This is a genomic window from Klebsiella sp. Ech2A (assembly GCF_030078455.1).
Taxonomy (GTDB): domain Bacteria; phylum Pseudomonadota; class Gammaproteobacteria; order Enterobacterales; family Enterobacteriaceae; genus Klebsiella; species Klebsiella terrigena.
Window position 1 is genome coordinate 21089 of sequence record NZ_JAQGFU010000025.1, and the last position, 18678, is coordinate 39766.

Consider the following 18678-nt stretch of genomic DNA (forward strand, 5'->3'; position numbering starts at 1 on the left):
GTGATGTTATTGCCCCTCGCTCCGGCCCTACAGATGGGGCCGGGCTTTGATGTTCCCTCGCCATGGGGCGAGGGGGGCGTTATCAGATCTTACAAGCGCCGCTTTCGCAGCCGTCGTCCTGGATGGATGGCGCCAAATCGTCCTGCGCATCTTCCGCGCCATCACGGGTGTTGTGATAGTACAGAGTTTTTACGCCAAATTTATAGGCATTGAGCAGGTCTTTGAGCAGCTGCTGCATCGGTACTTTTCCGGACGGGAAGCGCGTCGGGTCGTAGTTGGTGTTGGCCGAAATCGACTGATCGATAAACTTCTGCATAATGCCGACCAGCTGCAGATAGCCATCGTTGCTCGGCATTTCCCACAGCAGCTCGTAGCCGTTCTGCAGCTTTTCGTAATCCGGAACCACCTGGCGCAGAATACCGTCTTTCGAAGCCTTGATGCTCACATGGCCGCGCGGCGGTTCAATACCGTTGGTGGCGTTAGAGATCTGCGAAGAGGTCTCTGAAGGCATCAGCGCGGAGAGGGTCGAGTTACGCAGGCCGTGGGTTTTGATCGACTCGCGCAGCTGCTCCCAGTCGTAGTGCAGCGGCTCGCTGACGATTGCGTCGAGATCCTTTTTATAGGTATCGATCGGCAGAACGCCCTGGGAATAGGTGGTTTCGTTGAACCACGGGCAGGCGCCCTGTTCGATAGCCAGCTCGTTGGAGGCCTTTAGCAGGTAGTACTGGATAGCTTCAAACGTCTTGTGCGTCAGGTTGTTGGCGCTGCCGTCGGAGTAGCGTTTACCGTGTTTTGCCAGATAGTAGGCAAAGTTAATCACGCCGATACCCAGCGTACGACGGCCCATAGCGCCGCGGTTTGCCGCCAGAATCGGGTAGTCCTGGTAGTCCAGCAGCGCATCCAGCGCGCGAACCGCCAGCACCGCCAGATCTTCCAGCTCGTCCAGGCTCTCAATCACGCCGAGGTTGAACGCTGACAGGGTACACAGCGCGATTTCGCCGTTTTCATCGTTGACGTCGTCCAGCGGCTTGGTCGGCAGGGCGATTTCCAGGCACAGGTTGGACTGACGAACGGGCGCGATAACCGGATCGAACGGGCTGTGGGTGTTGCAGTGGTCAACGTTCTGGATGTAGATACGGCCGGTAGAGGCGCGCTCTTGCATCATCAGAGAGAACAGCTCAACCGCTTTGATCCGCTGCTTGCGGATGCTGTCGTCTTTTTCGTACTGGGTGTAGAGACGCTCAAACTCGTCCTGATCGGCGAAGAAGGCGTCATACAGGCCCGGGACGTCGGACGGGCTGAACAGGGTGATATCTTCACCTTTCAGCAGGCGGGTGTACATCAGCTTGTTGATCTGTACGCCGTAGTCCATGTGACGAACGCGGTTCGCCTCGGTGCCGCGGTTGTTTTTCAGCACCAGCAGGGTTTCAACTTCCAGATGCCACATCGGATAGAAGAGGGTGGCAGCACCGCCGCGCACGCCGCCCTGTGAACAGGACTTCACCGCGGTCTGGAAGTGCTTATAGAACGGGATACAGCCGGTATGGAAGGCTTCACCGCCGCGAATCGGGCTACCGAGCGCGCGGATGCGGCCGGCGTTAATGCCGATGCCGGCGCGCTGGGAAACGTATTTTACAATCGCGCTGGAGGTAGCGTTGATGGAGTCGAGGCTGTCGCCGCACTCAATCAGCACGCAGGAGCTGAACTGGCGGGTCGGCGTACGCACCCCGGACATGATCGGCGTCGGCAGCGAAATCTTGAAGGTGGACACCGCGTCGTAGAAGCGCTTGACGTAGTCCAGACGGGTCTCGCGCGGGTAGTTCGAGAACAGGCAGGCGGCGACCAGAATGTAGAGGAACTGGGCGCTTTCATAAATTTCGCCGGTTACGCGGTTCTGCACCAGATACTTACCTTCCAGCTGCTTAACCGCCGCATAGGAGAAGCTCATATCGCGATCGTGCACGATGAACGAATCCATCTGCTTGAACTCTTCTTCCGTGTAGTCTTCCAGCAGATGAGTATCGTATTTACCCTTGTTGACCATCTTTGTGACGTGATCGAACAGCGCCGGCGGCTCGAACTGACCGTAGGCCTTTTTACGCAGATGGAAAATCGCCAGACGCGCGGCGAGATACTGGTAATCCGGAGCATCGCGGGAGATAAGATCCGCCGCGGCCTTGATGATAGTTTCGTGAATATCGGCAGTTTTGATGCCGTCGTAGAACTGAATGTGGGAACGCAATTCTACCTGAGAAATCGAAACGTTATTCAGTCCTTCTGCCGCCCAATCCAGTACGCGATGGATTTTGTCGAGATTAATACGCTCGGTTGTACCGTCGCGCTTTGTCACCAGCAGACTCTGATTCATGTGGATTATACCTGTCCGTGAAAGAAAATATCCCCCGCTTATCCACAGACAGCCGTTGTGACTAACTCTGTGGATAAATACTATATGTAGGGGGTTGTAGATAAAAAGAACGCTATATGGTGAGTATTCTAGTAAGGATTCTTTTGAGTACAAGAGTTGATTTTGACGTTAAATTGAGGTTGCGGAAGCGTAATAATAGCCGGGCCCACGTCGCATAAGGCCTGGCGAAGATGTCAATAAACTCAAAAATAAAAATGAAAATTTGATCGAGTGCTGATTTCTTCAGCGCCAGGAAAAATTACGCGGCTTGATGCCGCGCAATCATCATATGAAAAACTGCTGACGTTATGCGTTTTTCGCCGTTGTATGCAACATGTAGTTAACATCTACCCCCGGGGCCAGCTTGAAGGTATTGGTTAGCGGATTGAAATGGAGGCCGGTAATATGCTGCTCTTTCAGATTTGTCTGATCTACCCAGCCGATCAGCTCGGACGGCTTGATAAACTTCTTCGCGTCATGGGTCCCCTTGGGCACCATCTTCAGCACGTATTCGGCGCCGACTACCGCCATCAGCCACGCTTTGCCGTTGCGGTTGATGGTTGAGAAGAAGACCTGGCCTCCGGGCTTAACCAGACGCGCGCAGGCGTGGACCACGGACTGCGGGTCGGGAACGTGCTCCAGCATCTCCATACAGGTCACCACGTCGTACTGCTGCGCATGCTTCAGCGCGTGCTCTTCGACGGTTTCCTGGACATACTCAACCTGAACGCCGCTTTCCAGCGCGTGCAGCTTCGCCACCTGCAGCGGTTCAAAGCCCATATCCAGCCCGGTCACCGTTGCGCCTTCCCGCGCCATGCTCTCTGCAAGAATGCCGCCGCCGCAGCCGACGTCGAGCACTTTTTTGCCGAACAGGCCGCCGGCGCGCTGCGCAATATAGCCCAGCCGCAGCGGGTTGATGCGATGCAGTGGTTTGAACTCGCCCTCTAAATCCCACCAGCGCGAGGCGACGGCTTCAAATTTAGCGATTTCATTATGATCAACGTTGTGGGCCACCGACGGTTTTTCGGCATTCATGGGCGCTTTTACTCCTTTTCAGTTCAGACCTGCGAGTATATCAGCAGACCGCCATGAATAAACCGTCTATACCCGTCGCCTTTCTCACCGCCTCTTCGTTGGCCGCACGCGCTCACCCGAATCACTCACTACGGTGAGCTCATCGGGACTCCCGCGTTTGCCGCCTTGATGTGGTACGAAATTCATTGGGTATACCCGTCGCCTTTCGCACCGCTTCTTCGTTGGCCGCCTTGATGCGGTACGAAATTCATTGGGTATAGGTTTACCGGTATCACCGCGGCTGTGTTATAATTTGCGACCTTTGAATCCGGGATACAGTAGAGGGATAGCGGTTAGATGAGCGACCTTGCGAGAGAAATTACACCGGTCAACATTGAGGAAGAGCTGAAGAGCTCGTATCTGGATTATGCGATGTCGGTCATTGTTGGCCGTGCGCTGCCGGATGTCCGAGATGGGTTGAAACCGGTACACCGTCGCGTACTTTACGCCATGAACGTATTGGGCAATGACTGGAACAAAGCCTATAAAAAATCCGCCCGTGTCGTTGGTGACGTAATCGGTAAATATCACCCTCACGGTGATACCGCCGTTTATGACACCATTGTACGTATGGCGCAGCCATTCTCCTTGCGTTATATGCTGGTCGATGGCCAGGGTAACTTCGGTTCTGTCGATGGCGACTCCGCCGCAGCGATGCGTTATACGGAAATCCGTATGTCGAAAATCGCCCACGAGCTGATGGCCGACCTCGAAAAAGAGACGGTTGATTTCGTTGATAACTATGACGGCACGGAGCGAATCCCTGACGTCATGCCAACAAAAATCCCCAACCTGCTGGTAAACGGTTCGTCCGGTATTGCCGTCGGGATGGCGACCAACATTCCGCCGCACAACCTGACGGAAGTGATTAACGGCTGCCTGGCCTATATCGACGATGAGGACATCTCCGTCGAAGGCCTGATGGAACACATTCCGGGCCCGGACTTCCCGACCGCCGCCATTATCAATGGCCGTCGCGGCATCGAGGAAGCCTACCGTACCGGCCGTGGCAAAATTTATATTCGCGCCCGCGCTGAGGTAGAAACCGATGCGAAAACCGGCCGTGAAACCATCATCGTGCATGAAATTCCGTATCAGGTGAACAAGGCTCGCCTGATCGAGAAAATGGCCGAGCTGGTGAAAGAGAAGCGTCTGGAAGGGATCAGCGCGCTGCGCGATGAGTCTGACAAAGACGGCATGCGCATCGTGATTGAGATCAAGCGTGATGCGGTGGGTGAAGTGGTTCTTAACAACCTCTACTCGCTGACTCAGCTGCAGACCTCTTTCGGCATCAACATGGTTGCGCTGCACCACGGCCAGCCGAAGATCATGAACCTGAAAGATATTCTTTCCGCGTTCGTGCGTCACCGCCGTGAAGTGGTCACCCGTCGTACTATTTTCGAGCTGCGTAAAGCCCGCGACCGTGCGCACATCCTTGAAGCCCTGGCGATTGCGCTGGCAAACATCGACCCGATCATCGAGCTTATCCGCCGTGCGCCAACGCCTGCGGAAGCGAAAGCCGGGCTGGTTGCCAGAGCGTGGGATCTGGGCAACGTGTCGGCGATGCTGGAACGCGCCGGTGATGATGCCGCGCGTCCGGAGTGGCTGGAGCCAGAGTTCGGCGTGCGTGACGGTCAATACTATCTGACCGAACAGCAGGCCCAGGCGATTCTGGATCTGCGTCTGCAGAAGCTGACCGGCCTTGAGCATGAAAAACTGCTCGACGAATACAAAGAGCTGCTCGAACAGATTGCTGAACTGCTGCATATCCTCGGCAGCGCCGACCGCCTGATGGAAGTGATTCGTGAAGAACTGGAAGCGATGCGCGAACAGTTCGGCGACCAGCGTCGTACCGAAATCACCGCCAACACCGCTGATATCAACATCGAAGATCTGATCAACCAGGAAGATGTGGTGGTCACCCTGTCTCACCAGGGCTATGTGAAGTATCAGCCGCTGACCGACTACGAGGCGCAGCGTCGCGGTGGCAAAGGTAAATCGGCCGCACGTATTAAAGAAGAAGACTTTATCGACCGCCTGCTGGTGGCCAACACCCACGATACGATCCTGCTGTTCTCCAGCCGCGGTCGTCTCTACTGGATGAAGGTTTATCAGCTGCCGGAAGCCAGCCGCGGCGCGCGTGGACGTCCAATCGTCAACCTGCTGCCGCTGGAAGCCGATGAACGTATCACCGCCATCCTGCCGGTACGCGAGTACGAAGAGGGCGTGAACGTCTTTATGGCGACCGCGAGCGGTACCGTTAAGAAAACGGCGCTGACCGAATTTAGCCGTCCGCGTTCAGCCGGCATTATCGCCGTGAATCTGAACGAAGGCGACGAGCTGATCGGCGTTGATCTGACGAACGGCGAAGACGAAGCGATGCTGTTCTCTGCTGCCGGTAAAGTCGTGCGCTTTAAAGAGAGCGCAGTACGTGCGATGGGCCGTACCGCGACCGGCGTACGTGGTATCAAGCTGGCGGGTGAAGATAAAGTTGTCTCCCTGATCATTCCGCGCGGCGAAGGTGCGATCCTCACCGTGACCCAGAACGGCTACGGCAAGCGTACCGCGGCGGATGAGTATCCGACCAAGTCCCGCGCCACTCAGGGCGTTATCTCGATCAAAGTGACCGAGCGTAACGGCTCCGTGGTGGGTGCGGTACAGGTGGACGATTGCGATCAGATCATGATGATCACCGATGCGGGCACCCTGGTACGTACTCGCGTATCGGAAGTGAGCATCGTGGGTCGTAACACTCAGGGCGTGATCCTTATCCGTACTGCGGAAGATGAAAACGTGGTCGGCCTGCAGCGCGTTGCTGAACCAGTTGATGACGAAGAGCTGGATGCCATCGACGGCAGCGTGGCGGAAGGCGATGACGATATCGCGCCGGAAACCGACGCTGAAGCTGATGATGACATCGCCGAAGATGATGAATAATCTGCGGTAATGTTGCGAAAAGGGCCGGGAATATCCCGGCCCTTTTTATTTGCCCGGCGCGGGTGATCCAGAGAGTATAACGTTGCGACAAAACGTGTTTACCGCTACCTTAACCCCATTCTGTTGAGTCCCTGACGGCCGAGCATCGCCACATTGAAATATCTTGCTTCTTTTCATACCACGCTAAAAGTTTCACGCTACCTGTTCCGGGCGCTGGCGGTCCTGCTGTGGATGCTGATTGCTTTCGTCTCGGTGTTTTACATTGTTAACGCGCTGCATGACCGGGAGTCGGAGATCCGCCAGGAGTTTAACCTCAACGCCGATCAGGCGCAGCGCTATATCCAGCGCACGGCGGACGTCATTAAAGAGCTGAAGTATGTTGCCGGCAATCGGCCGGGCGGCGGCCGTGAAGGCAACGCGCCGCCGGTGCCAAATGGCGACATCGCGGTTCCGGACTTCGAACCGCTCTATCCGGATTCAGACTGCGGGGCAATGAGCGGCACCTGGCGCAATTCGCTGCAGTCTCTGGCATGGTTTATGCGCTACTGGCGCGACAATTTCTCCGTGGCTTACGATCTCAACCGTATCTTTTTAATTGGCAGCGATAACCTGTGCATGGCGAACTTTGGCCTGCGCGAGATGCCGCTCGAACGAGACCAGGCGCTGAAGGTGCTGCACCAGCGTATTGAGCAGTATCGCGACGCCCCGCAAAGCGAACGCGGCAGCAATCTGTTCTGGATTAGCCAGGGCGTGCGTCCCGGCGTCGGCTACTTCTACGCGCTGACGCCGGTCTATATGGCCAACCGCCTGCAGGCGATGCTCGGCGTCGAGCAAACGATTCGCATGGAGAGCTTCTTCACGCCGGGCAGCCTGCCGATGAACGTCACGATCCTTGACGATAGCGGCCAGCCGCTTATCTCTCTCGCCGGGCCGGACGCTAAAATCAAGGGCGAGGCCCGCTGGATGCAGGAACGGATCTGGTTCGGCTACACTTCCGGCTTCCGCGAGCTGGCCATGAAGAAGAGCCTGCCGCCATCCTCCCTGAGCATCGTCTATTCGGTATCGGTAGACCAGGTCCTCGAGCGCATCCGGATGCTGATCCTCAATGCAATAGTGCTCAATATTCTGACCGGGGTGATGCTTTTCGCCCTCGCGCGAATGTACGAGCGGCGGATCTTTATCCCGGCGGAAAATGACGCCCAGCGCCTCGAGGAGCACGAGCAGTTTAACCGTAAGATTGTCGCCTCGGCACCGGTGGGGATCTGTATTCTGCGCACCCTCGACGGCACCAATATTCTGAGTAACGAACTGGCGCATAACTACCTCAATATGCTGACCCATGAGGACCGGCAGAGGCTGACGCAGATTATCTGCGGCCAGCAGGTCAATTTTGTCGATGTGCTGACCAGCAATAATACCAATCTGCAAATCAGCTTCGTTCACTCGCGCTACCGCAACGAAAACGTGGCTATCTGCGTGCTGGTTGACGTCAGCGCCCGCGTCAAAATGGAAGAGTCGCTGCAGGAGATGGCGCAGGCCGCAGAGCAGGCCAGCCAGTCGAAATCGATGTTCCTTGCTACGGTGAGCCACGAGCTGCGCACGCCGCTGTACGGCATTATCGGCAACCTCGATCTGCTGCAAACCAAAGAGCTGCCGAAGGGCGTCGATCGCCTGGTCACGGCGATGAACAACTCGTCCAGCCTGCTGCTGAAGATCATCAGCGATATTCTGGATTTCTCGAAAATTGAGTCCGAGCAGCTGAAAATCGAGCCGAGCGAGTTCTCGCCGCGCGAGGTGATGAACCACATCTCGGCGAACTATCTGCCGCTGGTGGTGCGCAAGCAGCTCGGGCTGTACTGCTTTATCGAGCCCGACGTGCCGCAGCTGATGTCCGGCGATCCGATGCGCCTGCAGCAGGTCATTTCTAACCTGTTGAGCAACGCCATCAAATTTACCGATACCGGCTGCATCATCCTGCACGTTCAGTGCGCCGGCGACTATCTGCAAATCAGCGTGCGCGATACCGGGGAAGGGATCCCGGCAAAAGAGGTGGTGCGCCTGTTTGACCCGTTCTTCCAGGTCGGCACCGGCGTTCAGCGCAACTTCCAGGGAACGGGACTCGGGCTGGCGATTTGCGAGAAGCTCATCAGCATGATGGACGGCGATATTGCCGTAGAAACCGAGCCCGGTATGGGCAGCCGCTTTACCATTCGCATTCCGCTGTACGGCGTGCAAAACGGTGCGCCGCTGCTTGCCGATGGCCTGGCGGAAAAATGCTGCTGGCTTGCCGTTCACAACACCGCTCTGACAATGTTTATCACCTCGCTGCTGAATCACCACGGCATTAAGGTGAAAAACTATGCCGGCGAGGCGCCGGGGGCGGACGATATTTTGCTCACCGATGATGAAGCGCATACCGGCTGGCCCGGGGCGGCGGTGATTATTTTCTGCCGCCGGCATATCGGCATTCCGCAGGAGCGCGCGCCGGGAGAGTGGCTGCATAGCGTCACGACGCCGCATGAGCTGCTGCCTCTGCTGGGACGTATCCTGCACGTTGACGTGGCCAGCGCCGAACACGGCCCGGCGCTCTCCGCGCCGGAAACGCAGACGGCCAATCACGATGACATGATGATTTTGGTGGTGGACGATCATCCGATCAACCGCCGCCTGCTGGCCGACCAGCTCGGGTCGCTCGGCTATCAGTGCGTAACGGCGAACGACGGGGTTGATGCGCTGGGCGTCCTGAGCAAGCAGCATATTGATATCGTACTGAGCGACGTCAACATGCCGAATATGGACGGCTATCGTCTGACGCAGCGTATACGCGAGCTGGGAATGACGCTGCCGGTTATCGGGGTGACCGCCAACGCGCTGGCGGAAGAGAAGCAGCGCTGCCTTGAGTCGGGTATGGACAGCTGTCTTTCTAAACCGGTGACGCTCGACATTATCAAGCAAACTTTGACGCTGTACGCCGCACGGGTGCGTAGGAGCAGGGAATAGGGCGGAGATTTCGGCAGGCGCGGCCCGGCAGCGGCGGGTCGTTTCCCCGGATATGGCGCATAACGGTCGCGCCGTATCCGGGAAGGTGAGCGTTACTCTTTGTCGGTTGCGCTCAGTGAAACGGAAGAGAGGTAGTTCAGCAGGGCAATGTCGTTTTCTACGCCGAGCTTCATCATGGCCGATTTTTTCTGGCTACTGATGGTTTTAATGCTGCGGTTAAGCTTTCTGGCAATCTCGGTCACCAGGAAGCCTTCGGCAAACAGGCGGAGAACTTCGCTCTCTTTCGGCGACAGGCGCTTGTCGCCATAGCCGCTGGCGCTGATTTTTTCCAGCAGGCGTGAAACGCTTTCCGGCGTAAACTTTTTGCCTTTCTGCAGCGCCGCCAGCGCTTTCGGCAGATCGGTCGGCGCGCCCTGTTTCAGCACGATCCCTTCGATATCCAGATCCAGCACCGCGCTGAGGATCGCCGGGTTATTGTTCATGGTCAGAACAATGATCGACAGATCCGGGAAATGGCGCTTGATGTACTTGATCAGCGTGATCCCGTCTCCGTATTTGTCGCCTGGCATGGACAGGTCGGTAATCAGAACATGGGCGTCTAATTTCGGCAGATTATTGATAAGTGCTGTGGAGTCTTCAAACTCGCCGACAACGTTAACCCACTCAATTTGCTCGAGTGACTTACGAATACCGAACAGTACGATCGGATGGTCATCGGCAATAATTACGTTCATAGTATTCATGTATTAGGCTACCTTGCTACAGCAAGCTCTTGACGTAAACGTCAATGTCGCTGATGTATTTTTCTATGCTTTGCGCATCTTTTTCACGAATCAGATGCTCAAGCGTTTCACATAACTGTTTGCCGGGTGTCAGGTTAAGCATAGCAAACGCCCCTTTGAGGCGATGCGCAGTCTGGGCCAGCGCAGCTAAATCGCTTGTTGCCAGCTCAGTATACAGTCTCTTAACATCATCCGGAACCGTGTCGGCAAACAGCGCATAATAGCCGCTGGCGTGCAGTTCGGCGTTGCTCCCGCTTCCCGGAGGAGAAGGTTGCACGTTTTCTTCCGCCAGCTGCTGTTCAATCAGTTGCAGAATCGCTTCCTGCATGGCCGTGCTGATATTAAAATTGACGCACAGTTGGCCTGGACCTATTTTTCGTATCCCGACCTCATCATCGCTTAAAAGCAAGCCAGAAGCAGTAAGATTAGACGGATTATCCGTTAAAAAGAGATCGTATTCTTGACTTGTCAGCCTCTCATCCGGCGTGATGCAGCTCGCTCCCCAGCTTTCAAGCTGACGCACGACAATCTTTCGGACCTCATTAGCCGTAATATCAAGCAATACCACCACGTCATCCAGCAGATGTTCGCCGGAGTCGCTCTCTTCTTCACTGGCCGGCATTTTGAGGTGCAGGGAGTAGCGGGTGCCCAGAGATTCGCGCGCTTTGATATTCATCTGGCCGCCGAGCTTGCGCGTCAGGCGATCGCAGAGCCAGAAGGTGAGCGCATTGGCCTTACCGTACAGATCGGCCTGGGTATCGTTAAGGAACGGGAAGTGCATATTATCGATTTCGTTTGCCGAAACGCCGTTGCCGGTATCGATAATGCGGAAGGTCAAACGATCGTCCGCGGAGTCGTCCTTGCTCACCTCGAGGGTGATTTTACCGATCTGCGTGGTGGTGACCGAGTACTGAATGAGCAGCAGCAGCGTGCGGCGCAGCGCGTCGCGGTCGCCGTAGCGTTGCTCATTCGCCGCCAGGGCGTTGTTAATCAGCAGCTGCAGGCCTTTACGCTTAATCACGGGCAGCACTTCCGGCACCACTTCATCGATCAGCTCTTGAATCGAGAACCGATCCGGCGTGCTTTTCCAGCTATCGCTTTCCAGCAGGTTTGCCAGCTGAATTTCGTCAACCAGCTGCACCAGCTCATCCGCGTGCTGCGCCAGCCTGCGGCTTTCGGCCATGCCAAGCGCGGCCGCTTCTTCCGCCAGGCTGCGGGCTGGCTGCTTCAGCGCGGCGCCAATATGCTGCATAAACGCGGTGCGGCCCTGCTGGTTTTTCTCATACAGGCGCTGGGCCTGCTTGAGCTTTTTACTTACCAGAACTTCCCGGTCCTGATCGCGGATGATGAAGATCTGCGTGCGCGGCGCGACCTGGCTGCGGTACTGGCGAATCTCATACAGTTCGTTGTTCACCGTCGCCTGAATTACGCCCTGATGCTGATCCGCCATGTTGGTAATATTTTGCAGGTTGAGGTGCGGCAGCAGATGATCGGCGATGGGGTTGCTGATAATCGTGCGGTTAGCTTCTAAATCGTGAACCAGCAGCCCCAGCGGCAGCAGCGAGACAATCTCTTCATTTATTGCCCGCAGCGTACGATGCTCGCCGCTGGCGGCAGAGGAGACGCCCGTCCCGGTCTGACGGCTGCGGCCGCTGTAGTGGCGAAAGGTCGTGAAGCCAAACAAGGTCAGCGCCAGCAGGCCGATAATCAGCAGGAGCGGCAGCAGGACGTTCTGCAGCGACTCAATCATCAGGGTGCTGAATGGCACCACCCAGACCAGACGCATCCCGGTGGTATTAATGGCGGTGATGATTTCAATCCGCGTGCCGTTGAAGTTGATGCTGACGTTATCAGACTCTTCTTTATCCGGGCTGCCCGCCGTGTTCTGTGAAGGATCGGGCTCAAGGCGGAAGCTGTCCAGGGTCATGCCCGGCGGGATCAAATCGTTAATCGGCAGGTCGAAAGCGACCACGGTGGCCAGATGGCCCGGCTGATTAAAGGTGGTCCGCAGGGTGAAGTAGTGGCCATTTTGCCATGAAAGCTGGCGCAGCGACGAGAAGGTTTCTCTTTCGTCGAGCGTGTTAGCCTGCAGCAGCATTTCCGCGCGGCGGGACTCCACCACGTTGCTAATCGTCGACTCTTTAAAGCTGGAAGAAAGGTCTTTCAGCGGCAGAGTCGAGACCAGAATCAGGCTGTTATCCAGCCCGTTGAGGTAGTACATCGACCAGGGAATGGTCTCTGCGCCCCACAGAATATCGAGATAGTTGGAAATTTTTTGCGTCATTTCCAGCGTTGAGCTGTCATGAGAGCCAAAAATCAGCGCCTCGGTCTTACGCCGCGGCTTTTCCAGATAATAGACATCCTGCTTTAATCGCGTTTCCTGTAAACCCTCGCCGGCGGCGCTGGAAGAGGTGGCGGCAATATTGTCGTAAATTTGCCAGGTGGCGTAGCGCCACGCATCGATGCGCTTGTGCAGCGCATGGCTCACGTCGACAACCTGATAGCTTTTCTCTTTTAACCAGGCGTTGACCGCGCTTTGCAGCGTCACGCTCATCGTCGCCAGCAGGACGATGACCATTAAAATGAAGAAACGGGTGATGCTGCCAGGCATCAGGGTGAATTTTTTCTGGGTCATCGTGTAGCAGTGCGACTCATCAATGTTTGTAAGCAGGATGTTGCACCAAGGTAGCTGGTAGCAGAGTGAATTCGCTAAGCAGTATAAAGGCTAATTTATCAAATCCATACTACAGAATGGCCTTCGGCGCTTTTTTGCATTGGGATTTATCTTAAAGGAGCGTTGACAATAAAAATGTACAGCGGAATTGATGCTGTACAGCTATTTACCGATTACCTGCAGGAAATAGCACGAAATAACAAGAAATTACCCGTATAAGCACTTCCTGATACGCGGAGTGTTTGATTAATAACCGTTATTTTTATCGCGGCTGGCATGGGTATAATTAAAGTTATGTAAAGAAGGGTAAAAAAAACCGGATGCGAAGCATCCGGTCGAAATAGGGGTAAACAGACATTCAGAACTGAATGACGGTAATAAATAAAGTTAATGATGATAGCGGGAGTTATTCTAGTCGCAGGCGACCATTTTGTTTTGTCATTCAGTGCTATACCTGGCGTGTCGTGTAACTGGCTGATGGTAATCGAAAAAAAATATTTTCTTGATTATTGGTGCTTATTTTACGATTTCTCATCGTTGCGAAAAGTTCCCTTTAGTTTACAAATTGAAACATCTTGTGCGCATTTTGAAACACCTTAGAAGTTTTCGTATCATATTCTTGTTGGATTATTCTGCATTTTACAGCACAATGAATATAGCCGACTGATTAGAAGGGTAATCAGTAAGCAGTGGCATAATAAAAGGCATATAACAAACAGAGGGTTAATAACATGAAAGTTAAAGTACTGTCCCTCCTGGTACCGGCTCTGCTGGTAGCAGGCGCAGCAAATGCGGCTGAAATTTATAACAAAGATGGCAACAAATTAGACCTGTACGGCAAAATTGACGGTCTGCACTATTTCTCTGACGACAAGAGCGCTGACGGCGACCAGACCTACATGCGTCTTGGCGTGAAAGGCGAAACCCAGATCAACGACCAGCTGACCGGTTACGGCCAGTGGGAATACAACGTTCAGGCGAACAACACTGAAAGCTCCAGCGATCAGGCATGGACTCGTCTGGCATTCGCAGGTCTGAAATTCGGCGACGCGGGCTCTTTCGACTACGGTCGTAACTACGGCGTTGTTTACGACGTAACTTCCTGGACCGACGTTCTGCCGGAATTCGGCGGCGACACCTACGGTTCTGACAACTTCCTGCAGTCCCGTGCTAACGGCGTTGCAACCTACCGTAACTCTGACTTCTTCGGTCTGGTTGACGGCCTGAACTTTGCTCTGCAGTATCAGGGTAAAAACGGCAGCGTCAGCGGCGAAGGCGCAACCAACAACGGTCGTGGCTGGAACAAACAGAACGGCGACGGTTTCGGTACTTCCGTAACTTATGATATCTGGGACGGCATCAGCGCTGGTTTCGCATACGGTCACTCTAAACGTACCGACGATCAGAATGCAGTTGGCCTGCTGGGCGACGGCAAATATGCTGAAACCTACACCGGCGGTCTGAAATACGACGCGAACAACATCTACCTGGCAACTCAGTACACTCAGACCTACAACGCAACTCGCGCTGGTAGCCTGGGCTTTGCTAACAAAGCACAGAACTTCGAAGTGGCTGCACAGTACCAGTTCGATTTCGGTCTGCGTCCGTCCGTTGCTTACCTGCAGTCTAAAGGTAAGGATCTGGAAGGCTACGGCGACCAGGATATCCTGAAATATGTTGACGTGGGCGCGACCTACTACTTCAACAAAAACATGTCCACCTACGTTGACTACAAAATCAACCTGCTGGACGACAACAGCTTCACTCGTAGCGCCGGTATCTCTACCGACGATATCGTAGCTCTGGGCCTGGTTTACCAGTTCTAAGCACGCTGAAGTCACGAAAAAGGCGCCTCTGGCGCCTTTTTTTATGCCTCGTTTAAGGTGGCTGGTGTACTCTTGCTGCCTTAGCAAGAGGAACCGATTTTATGGATATCACTTTTTTCCGCGCCGCGCTGCTCGGCGTTTGCGTACTCCTTTCCGGCTGTGATTCAGCTACCTCACCTGCAGCTCAAAAGAGTGCCGCGACCGTGCTGGACGGCAAAACGATGGGCACATTCTGGCGGGTCAGCGTCATTAACGTTGATCAGGCGAAAGCCCAGGCGCTGCGGCAGAAAATAGAGTCCCAGCTGGACGCCGACGATCGCCTGCTTTCCACCTGGAAAAACGATTCAGCATTGATGCAATTTAACCACGCCAGTTCCACCGAGCCGTGGCCGGTCAGCGAAGCGATGGCCGATATCGTCACCATGTCCCTGCGCATTGGCGCAAAAACCCACGGCGCAATGGATATTACCGTCGGACCTTTGGTCAATCTCTGGGGCTTTGGCCCGGATAAGCAGCCGGTAAAAACGCCGGATCCTCAGCAGATCGCGGCGGCAAAAGCGCGGACGGGGCTGCAGCATCTGACGGTGATTAACCGCGCGGATCGCCAGTATTTACAAAAGGATATTGCGGATCTGTATGTCGATCTTTCGACCGTTGGCGAGGGCTATGCCGCCGATCATCTGGCGCGTCTGATGGAGCAGGAGGGCATTTCTCGCTATCTGGTCTCCGTCGGCGGCGCGCTGGTTAGCCGAGGGATGAACGCCGACGGGCAGCCGTGGCGGGTGGCGATCCAAAAGCCGACCGATCGTGAAAACGCCGTCCAGGCCATCGTCGATATTAACGGCCACGGAATCAGCACCTCCGGCAGCTACCGCAACTATTATGAGCTGGATGGCAAACGGATCTCGCACGTGATCGATCCGCAAACCGGCAGACCGATCGACCATAAGCTGGTCTCGGTGACGGTGATTGCGCCGACGGCGCTGGAAGCCGACGGCTGGGATACCGGGCTGATGGTGCTCGGTCCGAAAAAGGCGCAGGAGGTGGTGAGAGAGCAGGGGCTGGCCGTCTATATGATCGTCAAAGAGGGGGAGGGGTTTAAAACCTGGATGTCGCCGCAGTTCCGCACCTTCCTGGTTGGCGAAAAGAATTAAACAGCAAGATTTCGGGTTTTATTCGGCGGGCGATGAATCAGACTGGCTATACACTTAAAGCAGGAGCCGATGATGAAACCGATTATTGCTGATACCGATGACCGCCGCTGGCAGGCGGTATGCGATCGTGATGCCCGCGCCGACGGTCAGTTTGTGTTTGCCGTGCTGACCACCGGCGTTTGCTGCCGTCCCTCCTGCCGCTCGCGGCGGGCGCTGCGGGAAAACGTCCGTTTTTACCCTGATGCGGCGGCCGCCATCGCCGACGGATTTCGCCCCTGCAAGCGCTGTCAGCCGGACAAAAGCGACCCGCAGCGGCAGAAGGCCGAGAAGGTCGCCAGAGCCTGCCGCCTGCTTGAGCAGGAAGCGCCGATAACCCTCGAGGCGCTGGCCCATGAGCTGGCGGTCAGCCCGTACCACTTCCACCGTTTATTTAAATCCGTCACCGGCATGACGCCGAAGGCCTGGCAGCAGGCGTGGCGCGCGCGGCGTTTACGGGACGCCCTGGCGCAAGGGGAAAAAGTGACCCCGGCGGTGCTGGCCGCAGGCTTTCCCGACGGCAGCAGCTACTATCGTCAGGCCGACGCCGTGCTTGGCATGACCGCCAGCCAGTTTCGCCGCGGCGGCGATGAAACCGATATCGTCTACACGCTCGGCGACTGCGCGATTGGCCGCTGTCTGGTGGCGCAAGGCGAGCGCGGAGTGTGTGCCGTATTGCCCGGAGAGGGCGACGCGCCGCTGGACGAGCTGCGCCGCCTGTTCCCCCACGCCCGGCTTCTGCCCGGCGACGCGCATTTTTCCGCGCGGGTGGCGCAGATTTTTGCCCACATCGACGATAGCCGCCAGACCATAGACCTGCCGTTGGATATTCGCGGCACCGCCTTTCAGCAGAGGGTCTGGCAGGCTCTGCGCCAGATCCCGGCGGGCGAAACGCGCAGCTATCGTCAGGTTGCGCAAAGCATCGGTCAGCCGCGCGCCGTCCGCGCGGTAGCAGGAGCCTGCGCCGCCAACCGACTGGCTATCGTTATTCCGTGCCACCGGGTGGTCCGCGAAGGCGGGGCGCTCTCCGGCTACCGCTGGGGAACCGCCCGCAAAGCGCAGCTGCTGGCCCGGGAAGCACAAACCGAGGAGTCGTAATGCTCGATCTTTTTGCCGATACGCCCCCCTGGCAGGAACCGCTGGCACCCGGGGCCGTCATTCTGCGGCGCTTCGCCCGCCAGCGCGCCCCGGCTCTGCTGCAGGCGCTGCTGGGCGTTGCCGACGTTTCACCGTTTCGCCAGATGGTTACGCCCGGCGGCTACACCATGTCGGTGGCGATGACTAACTGCGGGCCGCTGGGCTGGACGACCAATATGCACGGCTATCTGTATGCTCCCGGCGATCCGCTAACGGGGCGGGACTGGCCGCCGATGCCGCCGATATTCTCCGAGCTGGCCACGCAGGCGGCGCTTGCCTGCGGATACGCGGGCTTTGTGCCCGACGCCTGCTTAATCAACCGCTATCAGCCCGGGGCGAAGCTCTCGCTGCATCAGGATAAGGATGAGCGCGATCTGCGTGCGCCGATCGTTTCCGTATCGCTGGGGCTGCCGGCGGTGTTCCAGTTTGGCGGCCTGCAGCGCAGCGAACCGCTGCGCAGAGTGCTGCTGGAGCACGGGGACGTGGTGGTCTGGGGCGGCGAGTCGCGGCTGTTTTATCACGGGATTCAGCCGCTGAAAGAGGGCGACCATCCGGACACCGGCGCCTGCCGTTACAACCTCACCTTTCGGCTGGCAGGCGATAAAGAATAAAAATAAGAATTATTCTTGATGTCATCGGCGAGCAGTTTACACTGCTGGCTGTTTTGCTTGCCCGGATTGCTGTTATGGAACTTCTTCTTCTTGTTTGGCGCCAGTATCGCTGGCCGTTTATTTCCGTCATTGCCCTGAGCCTGCTCAGCGCGGCGCTGGGGATCGGGCTTATTGCCTTTATCAATCTGCGGCTGATGACCGTTGTTGATACCTCGCTGACGGTACTGCCGGAGTTTCTCGGCCTGCTGCTGCTGCTGATGGCGGTGACGCTGGGCTCACAGCTGGCGCTGACGACCCTTGGGCACCATTTTGTTTTCCGCCTGCGCGGGGAGTTCATTAAGCGCATCCTCGACACCCAAATCGAGCAGGTTGAGAAGATTGGCAGCGCCTCGCTGCTTGCCGGCTTAACCAGCGACGTACGCAACATTACCATCGCCTTTGTGCGCCTGCCCGAACTGGTGCAGGGCATTATCCTGACCTTCGGTTCCGCCGCCTATCTGGCGTGGCTGTCGGGAAAAATGATGATGGTGACCGCGCTGTGGATGGCGATAACCATCTGGGGCGGATTTATGCTGGTATCGCGCGTTTATAAGCACATGGCGACGCTGCGGGAGACCGAAGACAAGCTGTACCACGACTATCAGACGGTGCTGGAAGGACGCAAAGAGCTGACGCTCAATCGCGAGCGCGCCGAATACGTGTTTAATCATCTCTATCTGCCGGACGCGCGCGAGTATCGGCACCATATTATCCGCGCCGATACCTTCCACCTCAGCGCGGTAAACTGGTCGAATATTATGATGCTCGGCGCCATTGGCCTGGTGTTCTGGATGGCCAACGGCCTCGGCTGGGCGAATACCGCCGTGGCGGCGACCTACTCTTTGACCCTGTTGTTCCTGCGCACGCCGCTGCTTTCCGCCGTGGGCGCGCTGCCGACGCTGCTCAGCGCCCAGGTGGCCTTCAATAAGCTGCACAAATTCTCCCTGGCGCCGTACCGTGCCGAATTCCCGCAGCCGCAGGCGCACCCGCACTGGCAAACC

The 18678-nt window shown here is 56.4% G+C and carries 11 protein-coding genes; 7 read left to right on the forward strand and 4 right to left on the reverse strand.

Annotated elements, in window-relative coordinates:
* Positions 1 to 82 precede the first annotated feature (82 nt).
* Positions 83 to 2368, reverse strand: a complete 2286-nt coding sequence (nrdA, locus tag PFH44_RS07950) for a class 1a ribonucleoside-diphosphate reductase subunit alpha (RefSeq protein WP_045855968.1) — start codon at positions 2366 to 2368, stop codon at positions 83 to 85.
* A gap of 345 nt (positions 2369 to 2713) precedes the next feature.
* A complete protein-coding gene (gene ubiG / locus PFH44_RS07955; RefSeq protein ID WP_283824751.1) occupies positions 2714 to 3442 on the reverse strand; it encodes a bifunctional 2-polyprenyl-6-hydroxyphenol methylase/3-demethylubiquinol 3-O-methyltransferase UbiG in 729 nt (242 codons plus the stop codon).
* Between the two features lie 336 nt (positions 3443 to 3778).
* On the opposite strand from ubiG, the gene gyrA reads away from it, so the two are divergent.
* The gene (gene gyrA / locus PFH44_RS07960) at positions 3779 to 6418 is read left to right on the forward strand and encodes a DNA topoisomerase (ATP-hydrolyzing) subunit A (protein ID WP_045855966.1); all 2640 of its coding nucleotides are present in this window, start codon (positions 3779 to 3781) and stop codon (positions 6416 to 6418) included.
* Positions 6419 to 6571: 153 nt separating this feature from the next.
* Positions 6572 to 9418: a two-component system sensor histidine kinase RcsC gene (rcsC, locus tag PFH44_RS07965; RefSeq protein WP_283824752.1), complete on the forward strand. Its 2847-nt coding sequence runs from the start codon at positions 6572 to 6574 to the stop codon at positions 9416 to 9418.
* Positions 9419 to 9510: 92 nt separating this feature from the next.
* Here rcsC and rcsB read toward each other — a convergent pair whose 3' ends face one another.
* Together rcsB and rcsD are read right to left on the reverse strand one after the other, a co-directional pair.
* Positions 9511 to 10161 carry a response regulator transcription factor RcsB gene (gene rcsB, locus PFH44_RS07970; RefSeq protein WP_041146527.1) on the reverse strand — a complete coding sequence of 217 codons (651 nt, stop codon included), beginning with the start codon at positions 10159 to 10161 and terminating at the stop codon, positions 9511 to 9513.
* A 16-nt stretch (positions 10162 to 10177) separates the two neighbouring features.
* Complete coding sequence (gene rcsD / locus PFH44_RS07975; RefSeq protein ID WP_283824753.1) at positions 10178 to 12835, reverse strand: phosphotransferase RcsD; 2658 nt, start codon at positions 12833 to 12835, stop codon at positions 10178 to 10180.
* A 770-nt stretch (positions 12836 to 13605) separates the two neighbouring features.
* Here rcsD and PFH44_RS07980 point away from each other — a divergent pair.
* The 5 genes from PFH44_RS07980 to PFH44_RS08000 all read left to right on the forward strand — a co-directional run.
* Positions 13606 to 14700, forward strand: a complete 1095-nt coding sequence (locus PFH44_RS07980) for an OmpK36 porin (RefSeq protein ID WP_045855960.1) — start codon at positions 13606 to 13608, stop codon at positions 14698 to 14700.
* 101 nt (positions 14701 to 14801) lie between these two features.
* A complete protein-coding gene (apbE, locus tag PFH44_RS07985; protein ID WP_045855958.1) occupies positions 14802 to 15854 on the forward strand; it encodes an FAD:protein FMN transferase ApbE in 1053 nt (350 codons plus the stop codon).
* A 72-nt stretch (positions 15855 to 15926) separates the two neighbouring features.
* Entirely contained in the window at positions 15927 to 16988 is a 1062-nt protein-coding gene (ada, locus tag PFH44_RS07990; protein WP_283824754.1) for a bifunctional DNA-binding transcriptional regulator/O6-methylguanine-DNA methyltransferase Ada, read from the forward strand.
* The gene (alkB, locus tag PFH44_RS07995) at positions 16988 to 17638 is read left to right on the forward strand and encodes a DNA oxidative demethylase AlkB (RefSeq protein WP_283824755.1); all 651 of its coding nucleotides are present in this window, start codon (positions 16988 to 16990) and stop codon (positions 17636 to 17638) included. The genes ada and alkB overlap by 1 nt, the downstream gene beginning before the upstream one ends.
* 74 nt (positions 17639 to 17712) lie before the next feature.
* Positions 17713 to 18678 (forward strand): ABC transporter domain-containing protein (locus PFH44_RS08000; RefSeq protein WP_463671538.1); only part of this gene is annotated, 966 nt, incomplete at its 3' end.